This is a genomic window from Pseudomonas knackmussii B13 (assembly GCF_000689415.1).
Taxonomy (GTDB): domain Bacteria; phylum Pseudomonadota; class Gammaproteobacteria; order Pseudomonadales; family Pseudomonadaceae; genus Pseudomonas; species Pseudomonas knackmussii.
Window position 1 is genome coordinate 2,030,434 of sequence record NZ_HG322950.1, and the last position, 22,968, is coordinate 2,053,401.

Annotated in this window: 15 protein-coding genes, 3 tRNA genes and 1 pseudogene; 13 read left to right on the forward strand and 6 right to left on the reverse strand. The window is 61.3% G+C overall.

What is annotated here, in order from left to right:
* Positions 1 to 71 precede the first annotated feature (71 nt).
* On the forward strand, positions 72 to 1,754 hold the full coding sequence (locus tag PKB_RS09740; RefSeq protein ID WP_043251226.1) for a glutamine--tRNA ligase/YqeY domain fusion protein: 1,683 nt from the start codon (positions 72 to 74) through the stop codon (positions 1,752 to 1,754).
* Positions 1,755 to 3,140 carry a cysteine--tRNA ligase gene (gene cysS / locus PKB_RS09745; RefSeq protein WP_043251229.1) on the forward strand — a complete coding sequence of 462 codons (1,386 nt, stop codon included), beginning with the start codon at positions 1,755 to 1,757 and terminating at the stop codon, positions 3,138 to 3,140.
* 307 nt (positions 3,141 to 3,447) lie between these two features.
* On the opposite strand, the gene folD is transcribed toward cysS, so the two are convergent.
* Positions 3,448 to 4,302, reverse strand: coding sequence for a bifunctional methylenetetrahydrofolate dehydrogenase/methenyltetrahydrofolate cyclohydrolase FolD (gene folD / locus PKB_RS09750; protein ID WP_043251232.1), 855 nt, complete (start codon positions 4,300 to 4,302; stop codon positions 3,448 to 3,450).
* Positions 4,303 to 4,566: 264 nt separating this feature from the next.
* Here folD and PKB_RS09755 point away from each other — a divergent pair.
* From PKB_RS09755 to PKB_RS29015, 10 genes and pseudogenes are all read left to right on the forward strand, one after another.
* A tRNA-Arg gene (locus tag PKB_RS09755) sits at positions 4,567 to 4,643 on the forward strand.
* Positions 4,644 to 4,674: 31 nt separating this feature from the next.
* Positions 4,675 to 4,750, forward strand: a tRNA-His gene (locus PKB_RS09760).
* Between the two features lie 52 nt (positions 4,751 to 4,802).
* Positions 4,803 to 4,887 (forward strand) — tRNA-Leu (locus PKB_RS09765).
* 145 nt (positions 4,888 to 5,032) lie between these two features.
* Positions 5,033 to 6,343 (forward strand): trigger factor, encoded by a 1,311-nt coding sequence (gene tig, locus PKB_RS09770; protein ID WP_043251233.1) that lies wholly within the window; start codon positions 5,033 to 5,035, stop codon positions 6,341 to 6,343.
* Between the two features lie 97 nt (positions 6,344 to 6,440).
* Complete coding sequence (clpP, locus tag PKB_RS09775) at positions 6,441 to 7,079, forward strand: ATP-dependent Clp endopeptidase proteolytic subunit ClpP (protein WP_043251234.1); 639 nt, start codon at positions 6,441 to 6,443, stop codon at positions 7,077 to 7,079.
* A gap of 108 nt (positions 7,080 to 7,187) precedes the next feature.
* Positions 7,188 to 8,468: an ATP-dependent Clp protease ATP-binding subunit ClpX gene (clpX, locus tag PKB_RS09780; RefSeq protein WP_043251235.1), complete on the forward strand. Its 1,281-nt coding sequence runs from the start codon at positions 7,188 to 7,190 to the stop codon at positions 8,466 to 8,468.
* A gap of 130 nt (positions 8,469 to 8,598) precedes the next feature.
* The gene (gene lon / locus PKB_RS09785; protein ID WP_043251236.1) at positions 8,599 to 10,995 is read left to right on the forward strand and encodes an endopeptidase La; all 2,397 of its coding nucleotides are present in this window, start codon (positions 8,599 to 8,601) and stop codon (positions 10,993 to 10,995) included.
* A 136-nt stretch (positions 10,996 to 11,131) separates the two neighbouring features.
* On the forward strand, positions 11,132 to 11,404 hold the full coding sequence (gene hupB, locus PKB_RS09790; protein WP_003087931.1) for a nucleoid-associated protein HU-beta: 273 nt from the start codon (positions 11,132 to 11,134) through the stop codon (positions 11,402 to 11,404).
* Between the two features lie 228 nt (positions 11,405 to 11,632).
* Positions 11,633 to 13,510: a SurA N-terminal domain-containing protein gene (locus tag PKB_RS09795; protein ID WP_043251237.1), complete on the forward strand. Its 1,878-nt coding sequence runs from the start codon at positions 11,633 to 11,635 to the stop codon at positions 13,508 to 13,510.
* 108 nt (positions 13,511 to 13,618) lie between these two features.
* Positions 13,619 to 14,561: pseudogene (locus tag PKB_RS29015) on the forward strand (transposase).
* Between the two features lie 114 nt (positions 14,562 to 14,675).
* Here the strand turns inward: PKB_RS29015 and fabI are convergent.
* The 5 genes from fabI to PKB_RS09825 are packed head-to-tail and all read right to left on the reverse strand — an operon-like array spanning position 14,676 to position 21,055.
* On the reverse strand, positions 14,676 to 15,473 hold the full coding sequence (fabI, locus tag PKB_RS09805; protein WP_043251238.1) for an enoyl-ACP reductase FabI: 798 nt from the start codon (positions 15,471 to 15,473) through the stop codon (positions 14,676 to 14,678).
* A gap of 22 nt (positions 15,474 to 15,495) precedes the next feature.
* Positions 15,496 to 17,127, reverse strand: a complete 1,632-nt coding sequence (locus tag PKB_RS09810; RefSeq protein ID WP_043251239.1) for an ABC transporter ATP-binding protein — start codon at positions 17,125 to 17,127, stop codon at positions 15,496 to 15,498.
* A 1-nt stretch (position 17,128) separates the two neighbouring features.
* Positions 17,129 to 18,148 (reverse strand): ABC transporter permease, encoded by a 1,020-nt coding sequence (locus tag PKB_RS09815; protein ID WP_043251241.1) that lies wholly within the window; start codon positions 18,146 to 18,148, stop codon positions 17,129 to 17,131.
* A gap of 4 nt (positions 18,149 to 18,152) precedes the next feature.
* Complete coding sequence (locus PKB_RS09820; protein ID WP_043251244.1) at positions 18,153 to 19,238, reverse strand: microcin C ABC transporter permease YejB; 1,086 nt, start codon at positions 19,236 to 19,238, stop codon at positions 18,153 to 18,155.
* Entirely contained in the window at positions 19,238 to 21,055 is a 1,818-nt protein-coding gene (locus tag PKB_RS09825; protein WP_043251248.1) for an extracellular solute-binding protein, read from the reverse strand. The genes PKB_RS09820 and PKB_RS09825 overlap by 1 nt, the downstream gene beginning before the upstream one ends.
* Positions 21,056 to 21,515: 460 nt before the next feature.
* On the opposite strand from PKB_RS09825, the gene PKB_RS09830 reads away from it, so the two are divergent.
* On the forward strand, positions 21,516 to 22,958 hold the full coding sequence (locus tag PKB_RS09830) for an HDOD domain-containing protein (RefSeq protein ID WP_043251250.1): 1,443 nt from the start codon (positions 21,516 to 21,518) through the stop codon (positions 22,956 to 22,958).
* The last annotated feature ends 10 nt before the right edge of the window (positions 22,959 to 22,968 follow it).

Genomic DNA, 22,968 nt, shown 5'->3' on the forward strand with positions numbered 1-22,968 from the left:
CTTCGGCTATGATAAGCGCTTTGGTTTGGCCGGCCTACCCTGGCCGAACGTCAGTAACGATCAAGGACACCATGAGCAAGCCCACCGCCGATTCGAAAGAAGCCACTGTCGCCGCCAACTTCCTGCGCCCCATCGTCCAGGCCGACCTCGAGAGCGGCAAGCACCAGAAGATCGTCACCCGCTTTCCGCCGGAGCCCAACGGCTACCTGCACATCGGTCACGCCAAGTCGATCTGCCTGAACTTCGGCCTGGCCAAGGAGTTCGGCGGTGACTGCCACCTGCGCTTCGACGACACCAATCCGGCGAAGGAAGACCAGGAATACATCGACGCCATCGAGGCTGACGTTAAGTGGCTGGGCTTCGACTGGGCGGGTGAGGTGCGCTATGCCTCCAACTATTTCGACCAGCTGCATGCCTGGGCCGTCGACCTGATCAAGGCCGGCAAGGCCTTCGTCTGCGACCTCAACGCCGAGGAAATGCGCGAATACCGCGGTAGCCTGACCGAGCCGGGCAAGAACAGCCCCTTCCGTGATCGCTCGGTGGAAGAGAACCTGGACCTGTTCGCCCGCATGAAGGCCGGCGAGTTCCCGGACGGCGCGCGTTCGCTGCGCGCGAAGATCGACATGGCCTCGCCGAACATCAACCTGCGCGACCCGATCCTCTACCGCATCCGCCACGCCCATCACCACCAGACCGGCGACAAGTGGTGCATCTACCCGAGCTACGACTTCACCCACGGCCAGTCGGATGCCATCGAGGGCATCACCCACTCCATCTGCACCCTGGAGTTCGAGGACCATCGCCCGCTGTATGAGTGGTTCCTGGCCAACCTGCCGGTGCCGGCGCAGCCGCGCCAGTACGAATTCGCCCGCCTGAACCTGAACTACACCATCACCAGCAAGCGCAAGCTCAAGCAACTGGTGGACGAGAATCACGTCGACGGCTGGGACGATCCGCGCATGTCGACCCTGTCCGGCTACCGCCGCCGTGGCTACACCCCGGCTTCGATCCGCACCTTCTGCGACATGATCGGCGTGAACCGCGCCGGCGGTGTGGTCGACATCGGCATGCTCGAATTCGCCATTCGTGACGACCTCGACGCCAACGCCGAACGCGCCATGTGCGTGCTCAAGCCGCTGAAGGTGGTCATCACTAACTACCCGGAAGGCAAGGTCGAGAACCTCGAGCTGGCGCGCCATCCGAAGCAGGACATGGGCGTGCGCGTGCTGCCGTTCAGCCGCGAGATCTACATCGACGCGGGCGATTTCGAAGAAGTCCCGCCGGCCGGCTACAAGCGCCTGATCCCGGGCGGCGAAGTGCGCCTGCGCGGCAGCTACGTGATCCGCGCCGACGAAGCCATCAAGGACGCCGCCGGCAACATCGTTGAGCTGCGCTGCAGCTACGACGAAAACACCCTCGGCAAGAACCCCGAAGGCCGCAAGGTCAAGGGCGTTATCCACTGGGTGCCGGCTGCAGAGAGCGTCGAGTGCGAAGTGCGTCTGTACGATCGCCTGTTCAAGTCGGCCAACCCGGAGAAATCGGAGGAGGGCGGCAGCTTCCTCGACAACATCAACCCCGAGTCGCTGACAGTGCTCAAGGGTTGCCGTGCCGAGCCGTCGCTGGCCGACGCCACGCCGGAAGATCGCTTCCAGTTCGAGCGCGAAGGCTACTTCTGCGCCGATTCGAAGGACTCCAAGCCGGGCGCCCTGGTGTTCAACCGCACCGTCACCCTGCGCGATTCCTGGGGGCAGTAAATGGCGCTTTCCGTCTACAACACCCTGAGCAAGGTCAAAGAGCCTTTCCAGCCGCTGGTCGGTAACCAGGTGCGCATGTACGTATGCGGCATGACCGTGTACGACTTCTGCCACATCGGCCACGCCCGCGTCATGGTTGCCTTCGACGTCATTGCCCGTTGGTTGCGCCAGCGCGGCTATGACCTGACCTACGTGCGCAACATCACCGATATCGACGACAAGATCATCCGTCGCGCCCAGGAAAACGGCGAATCCTTCGAGGACCTGACCGCTCGCATGATCGCCGCGATGCACGAAGACGAGGCGCGCCTGTCGGTACTGCGTCCGGACATCGAGCCGCGCGCCACCGGCCACATCGCCGGCATGCACGCGATGATCCAGACCCTGATCGACAAAGGCTTCGCCTACGCGCCGGGCAATGGCGACGTCTACTATCGCGTCGGCAAGTTCGTCGGCTACGGCAAGCTGTCGCGCAAGAAGATCGAAGACTTGCGCATCGGTGCGCGCATCGAAGTCGACGAGTCCAAGGAAGATCCGCTGGACTTCGTGCTCTGGAAAGGCGCCAAGCCGGGCGAGCCGAGCTGGGAATCGCCCTGGGGCGCCGGGCGTCCGGGCTGGCACATCGAATGCTCGGTGATGTCCACCTGCTGCCTGGGCGAGACCTTCGACATTCACGGCGGCGGTCCGGACCTGGTGTTCCCGCACCATGAGAACGAGATCGCGCAGAGCGAGGCGGCCACCGGCAAGCTCTACGCGGCGACCTGGATGCACGCCGGCGCGGTGCGCGTCGATGGCGAGAAGATGTCCAAGTCCCTGGGCAACTTCTTCACCATCCGTGAGGTGCTGGAGAAGTACCACCCGGAGGTTGTGCGCTTCCTGCTGGTTTCCAGCCACTACCGCAGCCCGATCAACTATTCCGAGGACAACCTCAAGGAAGCCAAGGGCGCGCTGGAGCGTTTCTACACCGCGCTGCGTGGCCTGCCGAAAGCGTCGGCTGCTGGTGGTGACGCCTTCGCTGAGCGATTCGCTGCAGCCATGGACGACGACTTCAATACGCCGGAGGCCGTCGCCGTGCTGTTCGAGATGGCCCGCGAAGTGAACCGTCTGCGCGAGTCTGACCTCCAGGCCGCTGCGGCCCTGGCGGCCAAACTCAAGGAGTTGGCCGGTCTGCTCGGTGTGTTGCAGTTGGAGCCGGACGTCTTCCTTCAGGCAGGTGCTGCCGGCAAGGTCGATGCCGCTCAGGTAGAAGCGCTGATCCAGGCGCGCCTGGAAGCTCGCGCGGCGAAGAACTGGGCCGAGTCCGACCGTATTCGCGACGAGCTTACTGCCATGGGTGTGGTTCTCGAGGACGGAAAGGGTGGCACTACCTGGCGTCTCGCCGAGTAAGTGTTGAAAAAGGGCCGCTGATCAGACCCTGTGAATATAGCCCATGAACGACAATGCCCGTATCGATCGATACGGGCATTGTCGTTCATGGGCTATATCCGCGGTGAAGGGCGTGGTCAGGGCAGCTTGTTTCCGGTGTCGCTGGATGAGTTGGTCCCTGAAGAACATCTGGTCCGCGTGATCGAGTTGATGGGCTGATCCCTCCGAAAAGCAAACGCCCCGAACCAGTCGGGGCGTTTGTTTTGCCTTGCTCACAGCGTGTTTTCACACGGCCTGTGATGCGGCCCATTTTCATTCGCGGGAGCGCTTACTTGTGCAGCTCTTCCGCAGCGTACAGGGTATTTTCCAGTAGGCAGGCGCGGGTCATGGGGCCAACGCCGCCCGGTACCGGAGTGATCCAGCTGGCGCGTTCGGCGGCTACTTCGTATTCCACGTCACCCACCAGCTTGCCATCGGTCTGACGGTTGATGCCCACGTCGATGACGATGGCGCCTTCCTTGATCCATTCGCCCTTGACCAGGCCCGGCTTGCCGGCGGCCACTACGACCAGATCGGCCCGACGCACGTGCTCGGCCAGGTCGCGGGTGAAACGATGGGTCACGGTTACGGTGCAGCCGGCCAGCAGCAGCTCCAGCGCCATCGGGCGGCCAACGATATTCGAGGCGCCCACGACGACTGCGTCCAGACCGTACAGATCGGTGCCAGTGCTTTGCAGCAGGGTCATGATGCCTTTCGGGGTGCAGGGGCGAAGCAGCGGGATGCGCTGAGCCAGGCGGCCGACGTTGAAGGGGTGGAAGCCGTCCACGTCCTTGTCCGGCGCGATGCGCTCGAGCAGTTGCGAAGCATCGAGGTGGGCGGGGAGGGGCAACTGAACCAGGATGCCGTCGATTGTCGGGTTGGCATTCAGGCTGTCGATCAGAGCAAGCAGTTCTTCCTGGGAGGTGCTTTCCGGCAGGTCATAGGCCTGGGACAGGAAGCCGACTTCTTCGCAGTCCTTGCGCTTGTGTGCGACGTAGACCTGGGAGGCGGGGTCGCTGCCAACCAGGATCACTGCCAGGCCGGGGACGCGCAGACCTTGCTGGCGGCGCTCGGCGACGCGTTGGGCTATCTGCTGGCGGAGGCTGGCGGCGATCGCTTTGCCGTCGATCAGTTTTGCAGTCATGTCGGAAGAGCAACCATAGAGTCGGGAGAAAAAAGGACGCGCATTTTCGCACGCCCTCCTCATAAGGCAAAGGCGGCGACCCCCTGATTTGCCGTAACTCCTTTATCTCTTTGAAATTTTTTTAAAAAAACCGTTGACGAGGTTAGGGCTCATCGATAACATGCGCCCCGCTTGCCGAGCACAGCCTGAAGCAAGAACAGAAGGCAGTGCAAACCGGTTCAGTGGTTTCCACTGATCTGCTTAGCAAGGGTTGCAGCCACTAAAGCGCCCGTAGCTCAGCTGGATAGAGCATCCGCCTTCTAAGCGGATGGTCGCAGGTTCGAGTCCTGCCGGGTGCGCCATAATGGCGTTCGGTAACAAGCATGTAATATGGTGGGCGTAGCTCAGTTGGTAGAGCACAGGATTGTGGCTCCTGGTGTCGTGGGTTCGATTCCCATCGTCCACCCCATATTCCGAAGCGCCAGGCCTATAGCCTGGCGTTTTCGTTTCTGCGGTACCCTGCGGACGTGGTGAAATTGGTAGACACGCCGGATTTAGGTTCCGGTGGCGCAAGCTGTGAGAGTTCGAGTCTCTCCGTCCGCACCATCTTTCTCTTTATTCAGAAGCTCTCGCATCCGTGAATTTCTGCTGCTTCCAGCAGGGTGACTTCTGCATTTCTTGTGACTAGAATGCTTGCCCTTGATCTGGGAGCCGGAAGGACCGGCTTACGTCTGTGCCACGAGGAATATCCATGCAAGTTTCCGTAGAAAGCACCTCCGCTCTTGAGCGCCGCATGACCGTTGGCGTGCCGGCCGAGCGTATCGAGACCGAAGTCAACAAGCGTCTGCAGCAGACCGCTCGTCGCGCCAAGGTTCCTGGCTTCCGTCCCGGCAAGGTGCCGATGAGCGTGATCCGTCAGCGCTACGAAGCCGCCGCTCGTCAGGAAGCCCTCGGTGACCTGATCCAGGAAACCTTCTACGAAGCCGTGGTCGAGCAGAAGCTGAACCCGGCTGGCGCTCCGTCCGTCGAGCCGAAATTGTTCGAGAAGGAAAAGGGCCTGGAATACATTGCGACCTTCGAAGTCTTCCCGGAATTCCAGGTTGCCGGCTTCGACGGCATCGAAATCGAGCGTCTGCAGGCTGACGTAGCCGACACCGATGTCGACAACATGCTGGAAATCCTGCGCAAGCAGAACACCCGTTTCGAGGCTGTCGAGCGCGCTGCGCAGAATGACGACCAAGTGAATATCGATTTCGTCGGCAAGATCGACGGCGAAGCCTTCGCTGGCGGTTCGGCCAAGGGCACCCTGCTGGTGCTGGGCTCTGGTCGCATGATCCCGGGCTTCGAAGAAGGCCTGGTCGGTGCCAAGGCTGGTGAAGAGCGCGTGCTCAGCCTCACCTTCCCCGAGAATTACCAGAACCTGGATCTGGCCAACAAGGCCGCAGAGTTCACCGTTACCGTGAACAGCGTCAGCGAACCCAAGCTGCCTGAGCTGAACGAGGCCTTCTTCGCCCTGTTCGGCATCAAGGAAAGCACCCTGGAAGGTTTCCGCACCGAAGTTCGCAAGAACATGGAGCGTGAGCTGCGTCAGGCGATCAAATCCAAGGTCAAGAACCAAGTAATGGAAGGTCTGGTTGCCAGCAACCCGATCGAAGTGCCGAAGGCCCTGATCAGCAACGAAGTGAACCGTCTGCGCGTGCAGGCTGTCCAGCAGTTCGGTGGCAACATCAAGCCCGAGCAACTGCCGGCAGAGCTGTTCGAAGAGCAGGCTAAGCGCCGCGTAGTGCTGGGCCTGATCGTTGCAGAACTGGTCAAGCAGCATGAATTGAAGGCTGACGAAGCCCGTGTTCGCGAAATGATCGAAGACATGGCTTCTGCCTACCAGGAACCCGAGCAAGTTGTTGCCTGGTATTACAAAAATGACCAGCAACTGAACGAGGTGCGCTCGGTTGTACTGGAAGAGCAAGTTGTAGATACTGTCCTGCAGAAGGCCAAAGTGACCGATAAGCAGGTATCTTACGAAGACGCGGTCAAGCCTGCTGAAGCTCAACAAGCAGCCTGATCTCAGCGGTACTTCGTTTGATCGTCATAAGCCAGCCTTCGGGCTGGCTTATGCGTCTTTGAGATATGTCTATTTCAATAGGGAGTGATCGTCGGACATGCCCAATTCTTACATGCCGCAAGTTCCGAACATCCAGGCCGCTGGTGGTCTGGTGCCGATGGTGGTGGAGCAATCCGCACGCGGTGAGCGTTCCTACGACATCTATTCGCGCCTGCTCAAGGAGCGAATCATCTTCCTGGTCGGTCAGGTCGAGGACTACATGGCCAACCTGGTGGTTGCCCAGTTGCTGTTCCTCGAGGCCGAGAACCCGGACAAGGACATCCATCTGTACATCAACTCGCCAGGCGGTTCGGTAACTGCTGGTATGTCCATCTACGACACCATGCAGTTCATCAAGCCGGACGTGTCGACCATCTGCGTCGGTCAGGCCTGCAGCATGGGCGCGCTGCTGCTCGCCGGCGGTGCTGCTGGCAAGCGTTACTGCCTGCCACATTCGCGGATGATGATCCACCAGCCTCTGGGTGGGTTCCAAGGTCAGGCCTCGGATATCGAGATCCATGCCAAGGAAATCCTCTTCATCAAGGAGCGTCTGAATCAGGTGCTGGCGCACCACACCGGCCAGCCGCTCGATGTGATTGCCCGTGACACCGACCGTGACCGCTTCATGAGTGGCGAGGAAGCGGTGCAATACGGTCTGATCGATCAGGTTTTCACTCAGCGTCCCTCTGCTGCCTGAGCCCCCGCCGTTGATGCAGCGGCCGGGAAACCGGCCGCTTCGCGGGCTTGAAAATGCCCGCATTTGCCTTCATCTTGTGTTTCAAGCTTATCCGACTGGAACGATCTAATGACTGATACCCGCAACGGCGAGGACAACGGCAAGCTGCTGTATTGCTCCTTCTGCGGCAAGAGCCAGCACGAAGTGCGCAAGTTGATTGCCGGCCCCTCGGTCTTTATCTGCGACGAGTGCGTTGACCTGTGCAATGACATCATCCGCGAGGAGGTGCAGGAAGCACAGGCGGAGAGTAGTGCGCACAAGCTTCCGGCGCCGAAAGAGATCCGTTCCATCCTCGATCAGTACGTGATCGGTCAGGAACGTGCGAAGAAAACTCTGGCGGTAGCGGTCTACAACCACTACAAGCGCCTGAATCAGCGCGATCGCAAGGACGATGTCGAGCTGGGTAAGAGCAACATCCTGCTGATCGGGCCGACCGGCTCGGGCAAGACCTTGCTCGCCGAAACGCTCGCACGCCTGCTCAACGTACCTTTCACCATCGCTGACGCCACGACTCTCACCGAGGCTGGTTATGTGGGTGAGGACGTCGAGAACATCATCCAGAAGCTGCTGCAGAAGTGCGATTACGATGTCGAGAAGGCCCAGATGGGCATTGTCTACATCGACGAGATCGACAAGATTTCGCGTAAGTCAGACAACCCGTCCATTACCCGTGACGTGTCTGGCGAAGGCGTACAGCAGGCCCTGCTGAAACTCATCGAGGGCACCGTTGCCTCGGTTCCGCCGCAAGGTGGTCGCAAGCATCCGCAGCAGGAATTCCTGCAGGTCGACACCCGCAACATCCTGTTCATCTGCGGTGGTGCGTTCGCGGGTCTGGAGAAGGTCATCCAGAACCGTTCGACCAAGGGTGGTATTGGCTTCAGTGCTGAAGTTCGCAGCCCGGATATGGGCAAGAAGGTCGGCGATGCACTGCGTGAGGTAGAGCCTGAGGATCTGGTCAAGTTCGGCCTGATTCCGGAGTTCGTTGGTCGTCTGCCGATCATCGCCACCCTCGAGGAGCTTGATGAGGCAGCGCTGATGCAGATCCTCACCGAGCCGAAGAACGCCCTTACCAAGCAGTACGCCAAGCTCTTCGAAATGGAAGGCGTGGATCTCGAGTTCCGTCCGGATGCCCTCAAGGCTGTGGCTCGCAAAGCCCTGGAGCGCAAGACCGGTGCTCGTGGCCTGCGCTCGATCCTCGAAGGCATTCTGCTCGACACCATGTACGAAATCCCCTCGCAGACCGATGTCAGCAAGGTGGTCATCGATGAAAGCGTCATCGATGGATCTTCTCAGCCTCTGCTGATCTACGAGAACAGCGAGCAGCCTGCCAAGGCTGCACCTGAGGCGTAAAAAGAGGGGCCGTCAGGCCCCTTTTTCTTTCCCGTCTACCGCGCTTGTTTTTTCCCGGGCCTAACCCCATCTTAGGTCCAAGGGTTTAACCCATCTTTTTTGGCCAAGTGCCGCTGTAGAGCCGAATATCATGAAAACACTCGTCGAGTTGCCTCTGCTTCCCCTCCGTGACGTAGTGGTTTACCCGCACATGGTCATCCCGCTGTTCGTAGGTCGGGAAAAGTCCATCGAGGCCCTCGAGGCCGCCATGACCAGCGACAAGCAGATTCTTCTGCTGGCGCAGAAGAACCCCGCCGATGACGATCCGGGCGAAGACGGCCTGTACCGCATGGGGACTGTGGCCACTGTCCTGCAACTGCTTAAGCTGCCCGACGGCACGGTCAAGGTGCTGGTCGAGGGCGAGCAGCGTGGCCGCGTCGAGCGTTTCATTGAGGAAGATGCCCATTGCCGCGCTGAAGTGTCGATCATCGACGAAGCATCGGTGGGCGAGCGCGAGTCCGAGGTCTTTATCCGCAGCCTGCTGAGCCAGTTCGAGCAGTACGTGCAGCTGGGCAAGAAGGTTCCGGCTGAAGTTCTGTCGTCGCTGAACAGCATTGATGAGCCTGGTCGCCTGGTCGATACCATGGCGGCACACATGGCGCTGAAGATCGAGCAGAAGCAGGAGATTCTGGAAATCACCGAGCTCGCTGCGCGTGTCGAGCACGTGCTGGCCATGCTGGATGCGGAAATCGATCTGCTGCAAGTCGAGAAGCGCATTCGTGGTCGCGTCAAGAAGCAGATGGAGCGCAGCCAGCGCGAGTACTACCTGAATGAGCAGATGAAGGCCATTCAGAAAGAGCTGGGCGACATCGACGAAGGCCACAATGAGGTCGAAGAGCTCAAGAAACGCATCGACGCAGCTGGTCTGACCAAGGAGGCGCTGGCTAAGGCCAACGCCGAGCTGAACAAACTTAAACAGATGTCGCCGATGTCTGCGGAAGCGACCGTTGTGCGCTCCTACATCGATTGGCTTGTGAATGTGCCGTGGAAGGCCGAGAGCAAGGTTCGTCATGATCTTGCCCGCGCCGAAGACATCCTCGACACCGATCACTACGGCCTGGACGAGGTCAAGGAACGCATCCTCGAGTATCTCGCTGTCCAGAAGCGCGTGAAAAAGGTGAAGGGTCCTGTTCTCTGCCTCGTAGGTCCGCCAGGTGTGGGTAAAACCTCGCTGGCTGAGTCCATCGCTCGTGCCACTAATCGCAAGTTCGTGCGTATGGCCTTGGGCGGCGTGCGTGACGAGGCTGAGATCCGTGGGCACCGTCGTACCTACATCGGCTCCATGCCTGGTCGCCTCATCCAGAAAATGACCAAGGTGGGCGTGCGCAACCCGCTGTTCCTGCTCGATGAAATCGACAAGATGGGCAGCGATATGCGCGGCGACCCGGCCTCGGCGCTGCTTGAGGTTCTAGATCCGGAGCAGAACCACAATTTCAACGACCACTACTTGGAAGTGGATTACGACCTGTCGGACGTGATGTTCCTCTGCACGGCCAACTCCATGAATATCCCGGCACCGCTGCTGGATCGCATGGAGGTCATTCGTCTGCCCGGCTACACCGAAGACGAGAAGGTCAACATCGCCTCGAAGTACCTGGTACCGAAGCAGACTGCGGCAAATGGTCTCAAGAAAGGCGAGCTTTCCTTCGAGGAAGGTGCCATCCGTGACATCATTCGCTACTACACCCGCGAGGCGGGCGTGCGCAGCCTGGAGCGGCAAATCGCCAAGGTCTGCCGCAAGGCGGTGAAGGAGGGCGCCAAGGCCAAGCGCATTGAGGCCAGGGTGTCTACCGAGACGCTGGAAAACTACCTGGGGGTACGCAAGTTCCGTTACGGGCTGGCTGAGCAGCAGGATCAAATCGGTCAGGTAACTGGTCTGGCCTGGACACAAGTTGGCGGTGAGCTGCTGACTATCGAGTCGGCCATTGTTCCGGGTAAAGGCTCGCTGACCAAGACCGGTTCACTGGGTGATGTAATGGCAGAGTCCATCACTGCGGCGCTGACAGTCGTGCGCAGTCGTGCGAAAAGCCTGGGTATTCCGGCCGATTTCCACGAGAAACACGACATTCACATTCATGTGCCGGAAGGCGCCACGCCCAAGGATGGTCCGAGCGCAGGCATTGGCATGTGCACTGCTCTGGTATCGGCGATCACTCAGATCCCGGTGCGGGCGGATGTCGCGATGACGGGCGAAATCACCCTTCGTGGACAGGTTCTGGCCATTGGTGGGCTGAAGGAAAAACTTCTGGCCGCTCACCGGGGGGGAATCAAAACTGTGATCATCCCCGAAGAAAATGTTCGAGACCTCAAGGAAATTCCGGACAACATTAAGGCAGATCTCGTTATTAAACCGGTTAAATGGATTGACGAGGTCCTGCAAATTGCGCTGCAATACACGCCGGAGCCCTTGCCCGATGCGGCTCCCGAGATGGTTGCAAAGGATGAAAAGCGCGAGTCTGATTCCAAGGAGCGAATCAGCACGCATTAGCCGGGGGGCTTTCTTGACACTGTTTTTGAGCCCTTGTTATAAAGCGGCACTTGCTTTGTCAGTCAGCAATCCAGCACCTGCTTTTGCTTACACCTAACACATAGAAACATACTCAACAGAAATAAGGGGACTTAGAGTGAACAAGTCGGAACTGATCGATGCAATTGCAGCATCTGCTGATATCCCGAAAGCTGTTGCCGGTCGCGCTCTGGACGCGGTGATCGAGTCCGTTACTGGCGCCCTGAAAGCCGGTGACTCCGTCGTACTGGTCGGCTTCGGTACCTTCGCTGTCAAAGAGCGTGCTGCCCGCACCGGTCGTAACCCGCAAACCGGCAAGCCGATCAAGATCGCTGCTGCTAAGATCCCGGGCTTCAAAGCCGGTAAAGCCCTGAAGGATGCTGTTAACTAAGCGTCTTTTTGGACTCGACCTGTCCGGCTCAGCTATCGGCTGAGTCGGCCGCGGAGCGGCGGTTCGGACCGCAAGGTCCAATACAACCGCTGGGGTCGCAGGCCTGGGCCTGCTGCTCCGCCAGTTACGAGAAGGCGCATCCTCGGATGCGCCTTTCTTTTATCCGCTTATCCATGACCCACGCCAAGCCGACACTGACGGCAGGCCGTGGCCGCTTTTGGGGGCCGCATGCTGCAAAACATCAGGGACAATTCTCAAGGCTGGATCGCCAAGACCATTATCGGGGGCTGCGTCGTTGTCATGGCGCTAGGAAGCTTCAATGCCATCATGCGGGCTTCCCACCACGAGAATGTCGCTGCCAAGGTGAACGGTGAAGACATCAGCCTCGGCGAGCTGCAGCGCGCTCAGGAGAACCAGCGGATGCAGCTGCAGCAGCGGCTGGGCAAAGACTTCGATGCCTCCGCGCTGGACGAAAAGCTCCTGAAGGACGCCGCTCTGAAGGGGTTGATCGAACGCCAACTGGTGCTGCAGGCCGCTCAGGGAGACAAGTTCGTCTTTTCGCAGCAGCAGGTTGACCAGCTGATTCTGCAGACCCCGGAATTCCAGGTGGATGGCAAGTTCAGCGCTGAGCGCTTCGACGAGTACGTGCGTCGAATGGGCGCCAGCCGCATGCAATTCCGCCAGATGCTCGAGCAGGAAATGCTTATCGGGCAGCTGCGCGCCGGTATTGCAGGTTCCGGTTTCGTGACCGATGCGGAGCTGCAGAGCTTTGCGCGTCTGGAGAAGCAGACCCGCGACTTTGCCACTCTGACCTTCAAGGCTGATCCGGCCAAAGCGGAAGTGTCGGACGCTGACCTGAAGAGCTACTACGACGCCCACAAGGCCGAGTTCATGAGCCCGGAGCAGGTCGTAATCGACTACGTGCAGCTGAAGAAGTCGTCCTTCTTCAACCAGGTCAACGTGAAGGACGAGGACCTGCAGGCTCAGTATCAGAAAGAAATTGCCGGTCTGTCCGAGCAGCGCGATGCCGCACACATTCTCGTCGAGGTGAATGCCAAGCAGACCGAAGCCCAGGCCAAGGCCAAGATCGAGGCGCTCAAGGCGCGCCTGGACAAAGGTGAGGACTTCGCCAAGCTGGCCAAGGAAGCCTCCAACGACGTGGGTTCCGCGTCCAATGGCGGTGACCTGGGTTACGCTGGCCGCGGTGTTTACGACCAGGCCTTCGAAGATGCCCTGTACGCCCTGAAGAACAAGGGTGACGTTTCCGCCCCGGTTCGTACGCAATACGGTTGGCACCTGATCAAGCTGATGGGTGTGCAGGCGCCGGATGTACCCAGCTTCGCAAGCCTGAAGCCCAAGCTTGAGCAGGATCTGAAAAGCCAACTGGTCGAGCAGCGCTTCGTTGAAGTAGGCAAGCAGCTCGAAAGCTCCGCTTACGAGGCATCCGACCTAAGCCAGCCGGCCCAGGAGCTGGGGCTGAAGGTGGAAACCAGCAAGCCGTTCGGCCGCGAAGGCGGCGAGGGCGTGGCTGCCAATCGTCAGGTGGTGCAGTCGGCATTCAGCACCGAGGTGCTGGAAGACGGCGCCAACAGTGGTGCGATCGAGCTGGATCCGGAAACTGTGGTCGTACTGCGCGTTAAAGAGCACCACAAGCCTGAGCAGCAGACTCTGGAGCAGGTTAGTGCGCCGATTCGCGAGCAGGTCAAGCGCGACCATGCTGCCGCGGCGGCCAAGGCTGCTGGCGAAGCTCTACTGGCTGGCCTGCGCGATGGCAAGACGCCGATCGCCCAGGCGCAAAACGGTCAGACCTGGAAGGTCGTCGAGGCCGCTTCGCGCAGTCAGGAAGGTGTCGACCCGCAGCTTCTGCAGGCGGTCTTCCGTATGGCGCGTCCGGCCAAGGCCGATCAGCCGACGTTCTCTGGCATCACCCTGAACAATGGCGATTACGTACTCGTTCGCCTGAATGGTGTCAGCGAACCGAGCGCCACCCTGAGCGACCAGGAGAAGGCCATGTATCGCCAGTTCCTGGCTTCGCGCAGCGGTCAGGAAGACTTCGCCGCCTTCCGTCGCCAACTGCAAGACCAGGCTAAGATCGAGAAGTACTGATCTACAGCCTTTATGGAAAGGGCCGCTTATCAGACTGTGTGAAAACCCAGCCGTCTGAGCACAAGCCAAAGACAATGCCCGTATCGATCGATACGGGCATTGTCGTTCATGGGCTATATCCGCGGTGAAGGGCGTGATCAGGGCAGCTTGTTTCCAGTGTCGCTGGATGAGTTGGTTCCCGAAGAACATCTGGTCCGCGTGATCGAGGCCTACGTGGCGCGGCTGGATCTGCAGCGGCTGGGCTTCAGCAAGGCGCAGGCGAGCAAGGTCGGACGCCCGGCCTATGATCCGGCCGACCTGCTCAAGCTGTACCTGTATGGCTACTTCCAGCGCATTCGTTCCTCGCGCCGACTGGAAGCCGAATGTCAGCGCAATGTCGAAGTGATGTGGCTGCTGGGCCGACTGGCGCCGGACTTCAAGACCATTGCCGACTTCCGCAAGGACAATGGCGCGGCGTTTCAGGCGAGCTGTCGTGCAGTTTTGCCGCCAGATCGGGTTGCTCGGTGGTCAGTTGGTGGCCATCGATGGCAGCAAATTCCAGGCGTGCGAGGATGCGGGCATCACGGCGTATGTACCGCCGAACCGTGGCGTTAACAATCATGGCAACGGCACGGCGCTGTTCGATCGCAGCGCCTTTACCTACGACGTGGATCATGACCGCTATCAGTGCCCGGCAGGCCAGTGGCTCCTGCTCAAACAGGTACGAGGCACAGAGAGGCTTTATGCGATCGCCGGCGACTGCCGCGCTTGCCCTTTGAAGGCGCCTTGCACGAATAGCCAGCGTCGCCCTCTCAGCCGTCATTCCCATGAGTCAGCTTTCGAGCGCATGCAGCAAAGCCTGAAGGCCCGGCCGGAGATGATGGCCAAGCGCCGGGCGATCGTCGAACACCCGTTCGGCAACCTGAAACAGTGGGTATTCGGCTACGGCCGCTTCCTGCTCCGACAGCTAGCGGGAGCCAGGACAGAGATGGCCCTGGCCGTGCAGGCCTACAACCTCAAACGTGCGATTCAGGTACTCGGCGCTCGGCGCCTGATTGAGTTGATGGCCTGAGGCTCTCCAGAAACACCAACGCCCCGAATCGGTCGGGGCGTTGGTATGGCCTCGCTCTCAGCGTGTTCTCACACAGCCTGATAAGCGGCCTATCTCGTGGGCGGGAGGGGAGTGTTATTCCTCGTCCAGCTGCCCCATCGCGGTGGTGTTGAAGCCGCCGTCGACGTAGAGGATCTCGCCGCTGATGCCGCTGGCCAGGTCGGAGCAGAGGAAGGCGCCGGCATTGCCGACTTCCTCGATGGTCACGTTACGGCGCAGGGGGGTCTGGCGCTCGTTAGCGGCGAGCATCTTGCGGAAGCTCTTGATGCCCGAGGCGGCGAGGGTGCGGATGGGGCCTGCGGATACAGCGTTGACGCGGGTGCCTTCCGGGCCGAGGCTGCCGGCCAGGTAGCGTACACCGGCTTCCAGGCTGGCCTTGGCCATGCCCATGACGTTGTAGTTCGGCATGGTGCGTTCGGCGCCCAGGTAGGAAAGGGTCAGCAGGCTACCGTTGCGGCCTTGCATCATCTCGCGTCCGGCCTTCGCCAGGGCGACGAAGCTGTAGGCGCTGATGTCGTGGGCAATCCTGAAGCCTTCGCGGGTGGTGACAGCGGTGAAGTCGCCGTCGAGCTGGTCGCCCGGGGCGAAGCCAACGGAGTGGACGATGATGTCCAGGCCATCCCACTTCTTGCTCAGCTCTTGGAACACGGCTTCGATTTCGGCGTCGTTGGCGACGTCGCACGGGAAGCACAGGTCAGCGCTGGAACCCCAGCCGGCGGCGAACTCTTCGACGCGGCCCTTGAGCTTTTCGTTCTGGTAGGTGAAGGCGAGCTCTGCGCCCTCGCGGTGCATTGCCGCGGCGATACCGGAGGCGATGGAGAGTTTGCTGGCGACACCGACGATCAGCGCGCGTTTACCGGCGAGAAAACCCATGTTCGTTCCTTCCTCTTTCAGGTCATTCATCAATCGCTTCTGCCGGGGCCATGAAAGCGGCTTCCAGCAGTTGCTGTGTGTAACGGTGGCTAGGCGCAGTGAAGATATCCTGCGCCGGGCCGCTTTCGACCACCTTGCCCTGTCGGATCACCAGCAACTGGTGGCTCAGGGCCTTCACCACCGCGAGATCGTGGCTGATGAACAGGTAGGTCAGGTTGTACTTGGCTTGCAGATGGCGCAACAGCTCCACCACCTGGCGCTGTACCGAGCGGTCGAGCGCCGAGGTGGGCTCGTCCAGCAGTATCAGCGCCGGTTTCAACACCAGTGCGCGGGCGATGGCGATACGCTGCCGTTGCCCGCCGGAAAACTCGTGGGGGTAGCGGTTCCGGGTTTCCGGATCCAGTCCCACCTCCACCAGTGCCTCTATGATCCTTTGTTGCTGTTCCTTCTCGTCACAAATTCCGTGAATCTCCAGGCCTTCGCCGACGATCTGGCCCACCGACAAACGGGGGCTCAGGCTGCCGAACGGGTCCTGGAAGACCACTTGCATCTCGCGCCGCAGCGGTCGTACCTGAGCCTGGTTCATGGCGTCCAGGGCATTGCCCTCGAAGCGAATGCCGCCGCGGCTGTCGATCAGACGCAGGATGGCCATGCCCAGTGTCGACTTGCCGGAACCGCTTTCGCCGACGATGCCCAGGGTCTGGCCCTGGCGCAGGCTGAATGCGATACCGTCCACGGCCTTGACGTGGTCCACCGTGCGCCGGAACACCCCTTTCTTGATCGGGAACCAGACACGCAGGTCGTCCACCTCCAGCAAAGTCGGCCCCGGCGGATTCTCCACCGGACCTCCCCGCGGCTCCGCCCCGAGCAGTTCCCGGGTATAGGGATGCTGCGGAGACTGGAACAGGTTTTCACAGGACGCTTGTTCGACGATGCAACCGCGCTGCATGACACATACCCGATGCGCAATTCTTCGCACGAGGTTCAGGTCGTGGGTAATCAGCAGCATGGCCATGCCCAGCCGGGCCTGCAGTTCGCGCAGCAGATCGAGGATCTTCAGCTGCACGGTGACATCCAGGGCTGTGGTCGGTTCGTCGGCGATCAGCAGTTCCGGCTCGCAGGCCAGCGCCATGGCGATCATCACCCGCTGTCGCTGGCCACCGGAGAGCTCATGGGGATAGGACTTCAGGCGCGTTGCCGGATCGGGGATGCCGACCAGGTCGAGAAGCTCCAGCGTGCGTTTGCGCGCTGCCTTGCCTTGCAGACCCTTGTGCAGGGCCAGCACCTCGCCGATCTGCTTCTCGATGGTGTGCAGGGGATTGAGCGAGGTCATCGGCTCCTGGAACACCATGGCGATGCGGTTGCCGCGAATGCCCCGCAGTTTGCGTTCCGGAGCCTGCAGCAGATCCAGTTCGCCATAGCGGACGCTACCGCAGGGATGGCGTGCGGTGGGGTAGGGCAGCAGGCGCAGGATGGAGTTGGCGGTTACAGACTTGCCGGAGCCGCTTTCGCCGACCAGGGCCAGGGTTTCCCCCCGGCGGATGTCGAAGCTGACTTTGTCTACCGCATGCACGATCTCGTTGCCGCTGGAGAAATCCACCGAGAGGTCGCGGATCTCGATGAGGTTGTCGTTAGGTTGCACAGAGGCGCTCATCTCACTTCCTCGGGTCGAATGCGTCGCGCGCTGCTTCGCCGATGAATACCAGCAGGCTAAGCATCAGGGCGAGTACGGCGAAGGCGCTGATGCCGAGCCAGGGCGCCTGCAGGTTGGATTTGCCCTGAGCGACCAGTTCGCCCAGGGACGGAGAACCGGCGGGCAGGCCGAAGCCGAGGAAGTCCAGCGAGGTCAGGGTGGCGATGGCGCCGGTCAGGATGAACGGCATGAAGGTCAGGGTGGAGATCATCGCGTTGGGCAGGATGTGGCGGAACATGATGGTGCCGTTCTTCATGCCCAGGGCGCGGGCTGCGCGCACATATTCGAGGTTGCGGCCACGGAGGAATTCCGCGCGCACCACGTCGACCAGGCTCATCCAGGAGAACAGCAGCATGATGCCCAGCAGCCACCAGAAGTTCGGCTGCACGAAGCTGGCGAGGATGATCAGCAGATAGAGCACAGGCAGCCCCGACCAGATTTCCAGGAAGCGCTGGCCGAGCAGGTCGACCCAGCCGCCGTAGAAGCCCTGCAGGGCGCCGACGAACACACCGATGATCGAGCTCAGCGCGGTCAGTACGAGGGCGAAGAGCACCGAGATGCGGAAGCCGTAGATCACGCGGGCGAGCACGTCGCGCGCCTGGTCGTCGGTACCCAGCCAGTTCTCCCGGGTCGGCGGCGACGGTACGGGGACGCGCAGGTCGTAGTTGATGGTGTCGTAGCTATAGGTGATGGGCGGCCACAGCACCCAGGCGTTCTTGTCGGTGAACTGCTGGCGCATGTAGGGCGCCTTGTAGTTGCCTTCGAGCGGGAACTCGCCGCCGAACACGGTTTCGGGATAACGCTTGAACGCCGGGAAGTACCACTGGCCGTCGTAGTGGACGACGAGCGGTTTGTCGTTGGCGATGATTTCCGCACCCAGGCTCAGGGTGAAGAGCACGAGGAACAGCCAGAGCGACCACCAGCCGCGCTTGTTGGCCTTGAAGCGCGCCCAGCGGCGCTGGTTCATCGGGGACAGGCGCATCGCATCACTCCCGGTTCTCGAAGTCGATGCGCGGATCGACCAGTGTGTAGAGGACGTCGCTGACCAGCTTCATGACCAGGCCGAACAAGGTGAAGATGAACAGGGTGCCGAAGACCACCGGGTAGTCGCGGTTGAGCGCCGACTCGAAGCTGAGCAGGCCGAGGCCGTCGAGGGAGAAGATCACCTCGATCAGCAGCGATCCGGTGAAGAACACGCCCAGCAACGCCGAAGGGATGCCGGCGATGATCAGCAGCATGGCGTTGCGGAATACATGGCCGTAGAGCACCTGGCGCTCGGTCAGGCCCTTGGCGCGTGCGGTGACCACGTACTGCTTGCCGATCTCGTCGAGGAAGCTGTTCTTGGTCAGCAGGGTGATGGTGGCGAAGTTGCCTATCACCAGTGCGGTGATCGGCAGGGCGAGGTGCCAGAAGTAGTCCTTGATCTTGCCGAAGGTACTGAGCTGATCGAAGTTGTTGGAAGTCAGGCCGCGTAGCGGGAACCAATCCCAGTAGCTGCCGCCGGCGAACAGCACGACCAGCAGGATGGCGAACAGGAAGGCCGGGATTGCGTAGCCGACGATGATCGCCGAGCTGGTCCAGATATCGAACTGGCTACCGTTGCGCACGGCCTTGGCGATGCCCAGTGGGATGGACACCAGGTACATGATCAGGGTGCTCCACAAGCCCAGCGAGATGGACACCGGCAGCTTCTCGACGATCAGATCGGTGACCTTGGCGTCGCGGAAGAAGCTGGTGCCGAAGTCCAGGTGGCAGTAGTTCTTGAGCATGATCCAGAAGCGCTCGGGCGCCGGCTTGTCGAAGCCGTACATGCGCTCGATCTCTTTCACCAGCTCCGGGTCCAGGCCCTGGCCACCGCGATACTGCGAGGAGCCGCCTGAGGCGAGCTCGCCGCCGCCACCTGCAATGCGCCCGGTGGCGCCGCCGGCAGCGTTGTTGATGCCTTCGAGCTTGGCGATCATCTGGTCCACCGGGCCGCCGGGAGCGGCCTGGATGATGATGAAGTTGATCAGCAGGATGCCGAACAGGGTCGGGATGATCAGCAACAGGCGGCGCAGGATATAGGCCAGCATCAGCGAGACTCCTGCTGCGCCGTAGCGGTGGAAGGTTCGGCGTTTTCACGCGCCTGCCACCAGGTCATCAGCGCATAGCTGTAGGGCGGCAGCTTCTGCGGATGGGCAAGGCGGTTCCAGTACGCCAGTCGCCAGGTGTCCAGGTACCAGTTGGGGACCACGTAGTGTCCCCATTGCAGGGCGCGATCCAGCGCGCGGGCGTGGTGCACCAGCGAGTCACGCGAGTCGGCGGCGATCAGGCCCTCGACCAGTGCATCGACCGCCGGATCGCGCAAGCCGATGAAGTTGCGACTGCCGGGATTGTCGGCACTGCTCGAATGCCAGAACTCACGCTGCTCGTTGCCTGGTGAATTGGACTGAGGCCAACTGGCGACCATCATGTCGAAGTCGCGCGAGCGCAGCCGATTGACGTACTGGGAGACATCGACCAGGCGAATCTGCAGGTCGATGCCCAGCTCGGACAGGTTGCGCTTGAAGGGCAGCAGCACGCGCTCGAAGTCAGCCTGGGCCAGCATGAACTCGAAACTCAGCGGCTTGCCGTCGGGGTCGACCATGCGGTCGTCGACGATCTTGTAGCCGGCGTCGAGCAGCAGGCGATAGGCCTTGCGCTTCTGTTCACGAATGATGCCGCTGCCGTCGCTTACCGGCGGCTCGAAGACGCTGTCGAAGACCTGCGGCGGCAGCTTGTCGCGAAGCGGTTCGAGGATCTTCAGTTCCTCGGCGTCTGGCAGTGCGTGGGCGGCCATTTCGGAGTTCTCGAAATAGCTGCGGTCGCGCTTGTAGGAGCCGAAGAACATCTGCTTGTTGGTCCACTCGAAGTCGAACAGCAGGCTGATGGCTTCGCGCACGCGCACGTCCTTGAATACTGGGCGGCGCATGTTGAAGACGAACCCTTGCATGCCCCAGGGATTGTCGTTGGGCAATTCCTGGCGAACGATGCGTCCGTCGCGCACGGCTGGCGAGTCGTAGGCGGTGGCCCAGTTCTTGGCGATGCGCTCTTCGTTGAAGTCGAACTGTCCGGCCTTGAAGGCTTCCAGGGCGACGGTGAGGTCGCGGTAGGAGTCGACGACCACGGCATCGAAGTTGTTGAAGCCGCGATTCACCGGCAGGTCCTTCGCCCAGTAGTCCTTGACCCGCTCGTAGCGAATCGAGCGTCCCGGGTCGACCTTGGCCACGCGATAGGGGCCGCTGCCCAGCGGCGGCTCCAGGCTGGTCTTGCCGAAGTCGCGGCTGTCCCACCAGTGCTTGGGCAGGATCGCGATTTGCCCGAGGATCAACGGCAGTTCGCGGTTGCCCGCACGCTTGAAGTCGAAGCGCACGCGCAGTCGATCTTCGGCTACCACCTTGTCGACGTCCGCATAGTAGTTGCGGTACATCGGGTCGCCCTTGGTCATCAGGGTGTTGAAGGTGAAGACCACGTCTTCGGCGGTCACTGGGGTGCCGTCGGCGAAGCGCGCCTGCGGTCGCAGATAGAAGCGCACGAAGCGTTGTTGTGGGTCCTTTTCGATCTTCTCGGCGAGCAGTCCGTATTCGGTGAAGGGCTCGTCCAGCGAGTGGAAGGTCAGGGTGTCGTAGACCAGGTTGATCTGCGACGCCGGATTGCCCTTGGGAATGAACGGATTGAGGCTGTCGAAGCCTCCGAAGTCGGAGAGTCGCAGGGTGCCGCCTTGCGGCGCCTTGGCGTTGACGTAGTCGAAGTGCTGGAAGTCGGCGGGGTACTTCGGTGGTTCGTCGTAAAGGGTGATGGCGTGCTGCGGGGCGGCTTGCGCCAGAGTCGCCAGACCCAACAGCGCGGCGGCCAGAATGCGGCGCATCATGGGCGCATCTCCCGGCAGGCAGCGCGTCGGCTTCCACGAATCCCTGCGGCGAGGCTGGCCGGCTCGAGAAGGTGCGCGGGAATCAGGGGCGGGTGCTTGGGCATCATGCAGTCGTCGGGTCCATTCGGGATGGCGTTGTTTGTACTGGGTCCGGTCCGCCTTGCGCAAGCGCGGAAAGCGCCACCCGGCGCATTTGGCGCGGGGCGACCGGGAGGATTCGGCATCAGGAAGCGAATAGACCGGGACTGACCCGCCGAGGTTTCCGCAAAGGGAACGAGATTCGCGTCGCAATTCGTTTGCCGTTGACGGCCACAGGCATGCAGGACGTCGGAGCGCGAAGCTATACCGGCCCGAGTTCTTCTAAAGTAACAGCTTGTTTCTCCAGCAAAAGTATATGCTGAATGGGCATAATGCCATTACAGCGTCAGAGCACCTCAAACGCATTTTCGAGGGTTGTCCCGTGAACACCGCCAAACAGGGGCTGGACTATTGGATCGAGCGCCTCAGCGAGGCCGAGCTGCCGGCCTTGGCCGCGGTGGTTCAGGACCTGCAGCAACTTGCCGCGCACGATCAGTCGTCGGTACGGCAACTGGCGGAAGTGCTGCTGCGCGATGCCAGCCTGACCTCCCAGGTGCTGCGGGTTGCCAACAGCGTCTACTACAACCCCTCGCAGGAAAGCATCCGTACCATTTCCCGCGCGATCGTACTGATCGGCTTCGAGAACGTGCGGCTGATCGGGCTTTCGGCCTGCCTGATCGACCAGTTGCTGGGCAAGGAGCCGCGCGAACAGCTGCTGGAGCTGCTCGCGCGTGCTTTCCATGCTGCCGTTCAGGCGCGCAACCTGGCGGGCTTCGTGCTCGCTCGCGAGCAGGAGGAAGTGTTCATCTCCGCGCTGCTCTACAACGTCGGAGAGCTGGCTTTCTGGGGCGGCGGCGGTGAGCAGGCCGATATGCTTTCGGCGCTCCTTCGGCAACCCGGGCAGGAGCAGGAGGCTGCGGTGCGCCAGGTGCTGGGGATCAGCTTCCGCCAATTGACGACGGGCCTGATGCGCAGTTGGGGATTGGGTGAGAGCCTCGGGATGGCGGCGTCCGGAGGCTCCCCGCGAGTCCCGGCTTCACGCGCCGTGGCTTTGGGGGTGCGGATCAGCGAGGCGGCACTGGATGGCTGGGACTGCCCCGAAATGGAAAAGCTCGTTGACCAGGTCGCGCAGTTCACTCAGTTGCCACGCGAGGAAGTGCTGCCGCTGATTCTGGCAAACGCCGAAGAGGCCGTTAAGGTGGCGGCGACCTTCGGTGCCAGTCGGCTGTGCAAGCTGATCCCGCAGACCGACCCGGAGCAGATCCGTCTGCAACGGGAACGGCGTCGTGCGGCGTTGCTCCAGCCGGATCTGGATCAAATGCGTCGCTGTCTTCAGGAGCTGGGCACGCTCGCCAGTGCGCCGGCGGGCATCGAGGCGGTGCTCGACAATCTGGTCGACGGACTACACCGCGGTGCGGGCCTGGAGCGCGTGATGGTGGCGGTGCTGGCCGAGCAGCAGACGCGCTATCGCGTGCGCCGGGCTGTCGGCGAGGGGAGTGACGCGTGGCTGGCGAATTTCGAGCTGCCTGTCGGCAAGGGCGCCGATGCGCACCTCTTCGACTACGTGCTCAAGAGTCGCGAACCGGTGTGGATGGGCGTTCCCGCCAGCTACGGACTGAGCGATCTGGTCAGCCAGACGCTGCGCCAGCACCTGGGGCAGGGCATGTTCTTCATTGCGCCCTTGCTGGCCGGCAAGCGACAGGTCGGTGTGCTCTATGCCGATAACCGCCCATCGGGGCGCGCGCTGCTGCATGAGCAATACGTGGCCTTCCGGCATTTCACTCAGGCGGTGGGGCGCTGCCTACAGGCCCTCAGCCAGCGCTGAGGGCTGGGCA

Coding starts and splice junctions, on each gene's coding strand:
- PKB_RS09815 (WP_043251241.1), bottom strand. CDS start 18,148: ATGCGCCTGTCCCCGATGAACCAGCGCCGCTGGGCGCGCTTCAAGGCC.
- folD (WP_043251232.1), bottom strand. CDS start 4,302: ATGACTGCAAAACTGATCGACGGCAAAGCGATCGCCGCCAGCCTCCGC.
- clpP (WP_043251234.1), top strand. CDS start 6,441: ATGCCCAATTCTTACATGCCGCAAGTTCCGAACATCCAGGCCGCTGGT.
- fabI (WP_043251238.1), bottom strand. CDS start 15,473: ATGGGTTTTCTCGCCGGTAAACGCGCGCTGATCGTCGGTGTCGCCAGC.
- PKB_RS09825 (WP_043251248.1), bottom strand. CDS start 21,055: ATGATGCGCCGCATTCTGGCCGCCGCGCTGTTGGGTCTGGCGACTCTG.
- PKB_RS09740 (WP_043251226.1), top strand. CDS start 72: ATGAGCAAGCCCACCGCCGATTCGAAAGAAGCCACTGTCGCCGCCAAC.
- PKB_RS09810 (WP_043251239.1), bottom strand. CDS start 17,127: ATGAGCGCCTCTGTGCAACCTAACGACAACCTCATCGAGATCCGCGAC.
- PKB_RS09820 (WP_043251244.1), bottom strand. CDS start 19,238: ATGCTGGCCTATATCCTGCGCCGCCTGTTGCTGATCATCCCGACCCTG.
- tig (WP_043251233.1), top strand. CDS start 5,033: ATGCAAGTTTCCGTAGAAAGCACCTCCGCTCTTGAGCGCCGCATGACC.
- PKB_RS09795 (WP_043251237.1), top strand. CDS start 11,633: ATGCTGCAAAACATCAGGGACAATTCTCAAGGCTGGATCGCCAAGACC.
- cysS (WP_043251229.1), top strand. CDS start 1,755: ATGGCGCTTTCCGTCTACAACACCCTGAGCAAGGTCAAAGAGCCTTTC.
- clpX (WP_043251235.1), top strand. CDS start 7,188: ATGACTGATACCCGCAACGGCGAGGACAACGGCAAGCTGCTGTATTGC.
- lon (WP_043251236.1), top strand. CDS start 8,599: ATGAAAACACTCGTCGAGTTGCCTCTGCTTCCCCTCCGTGACGTAGTG.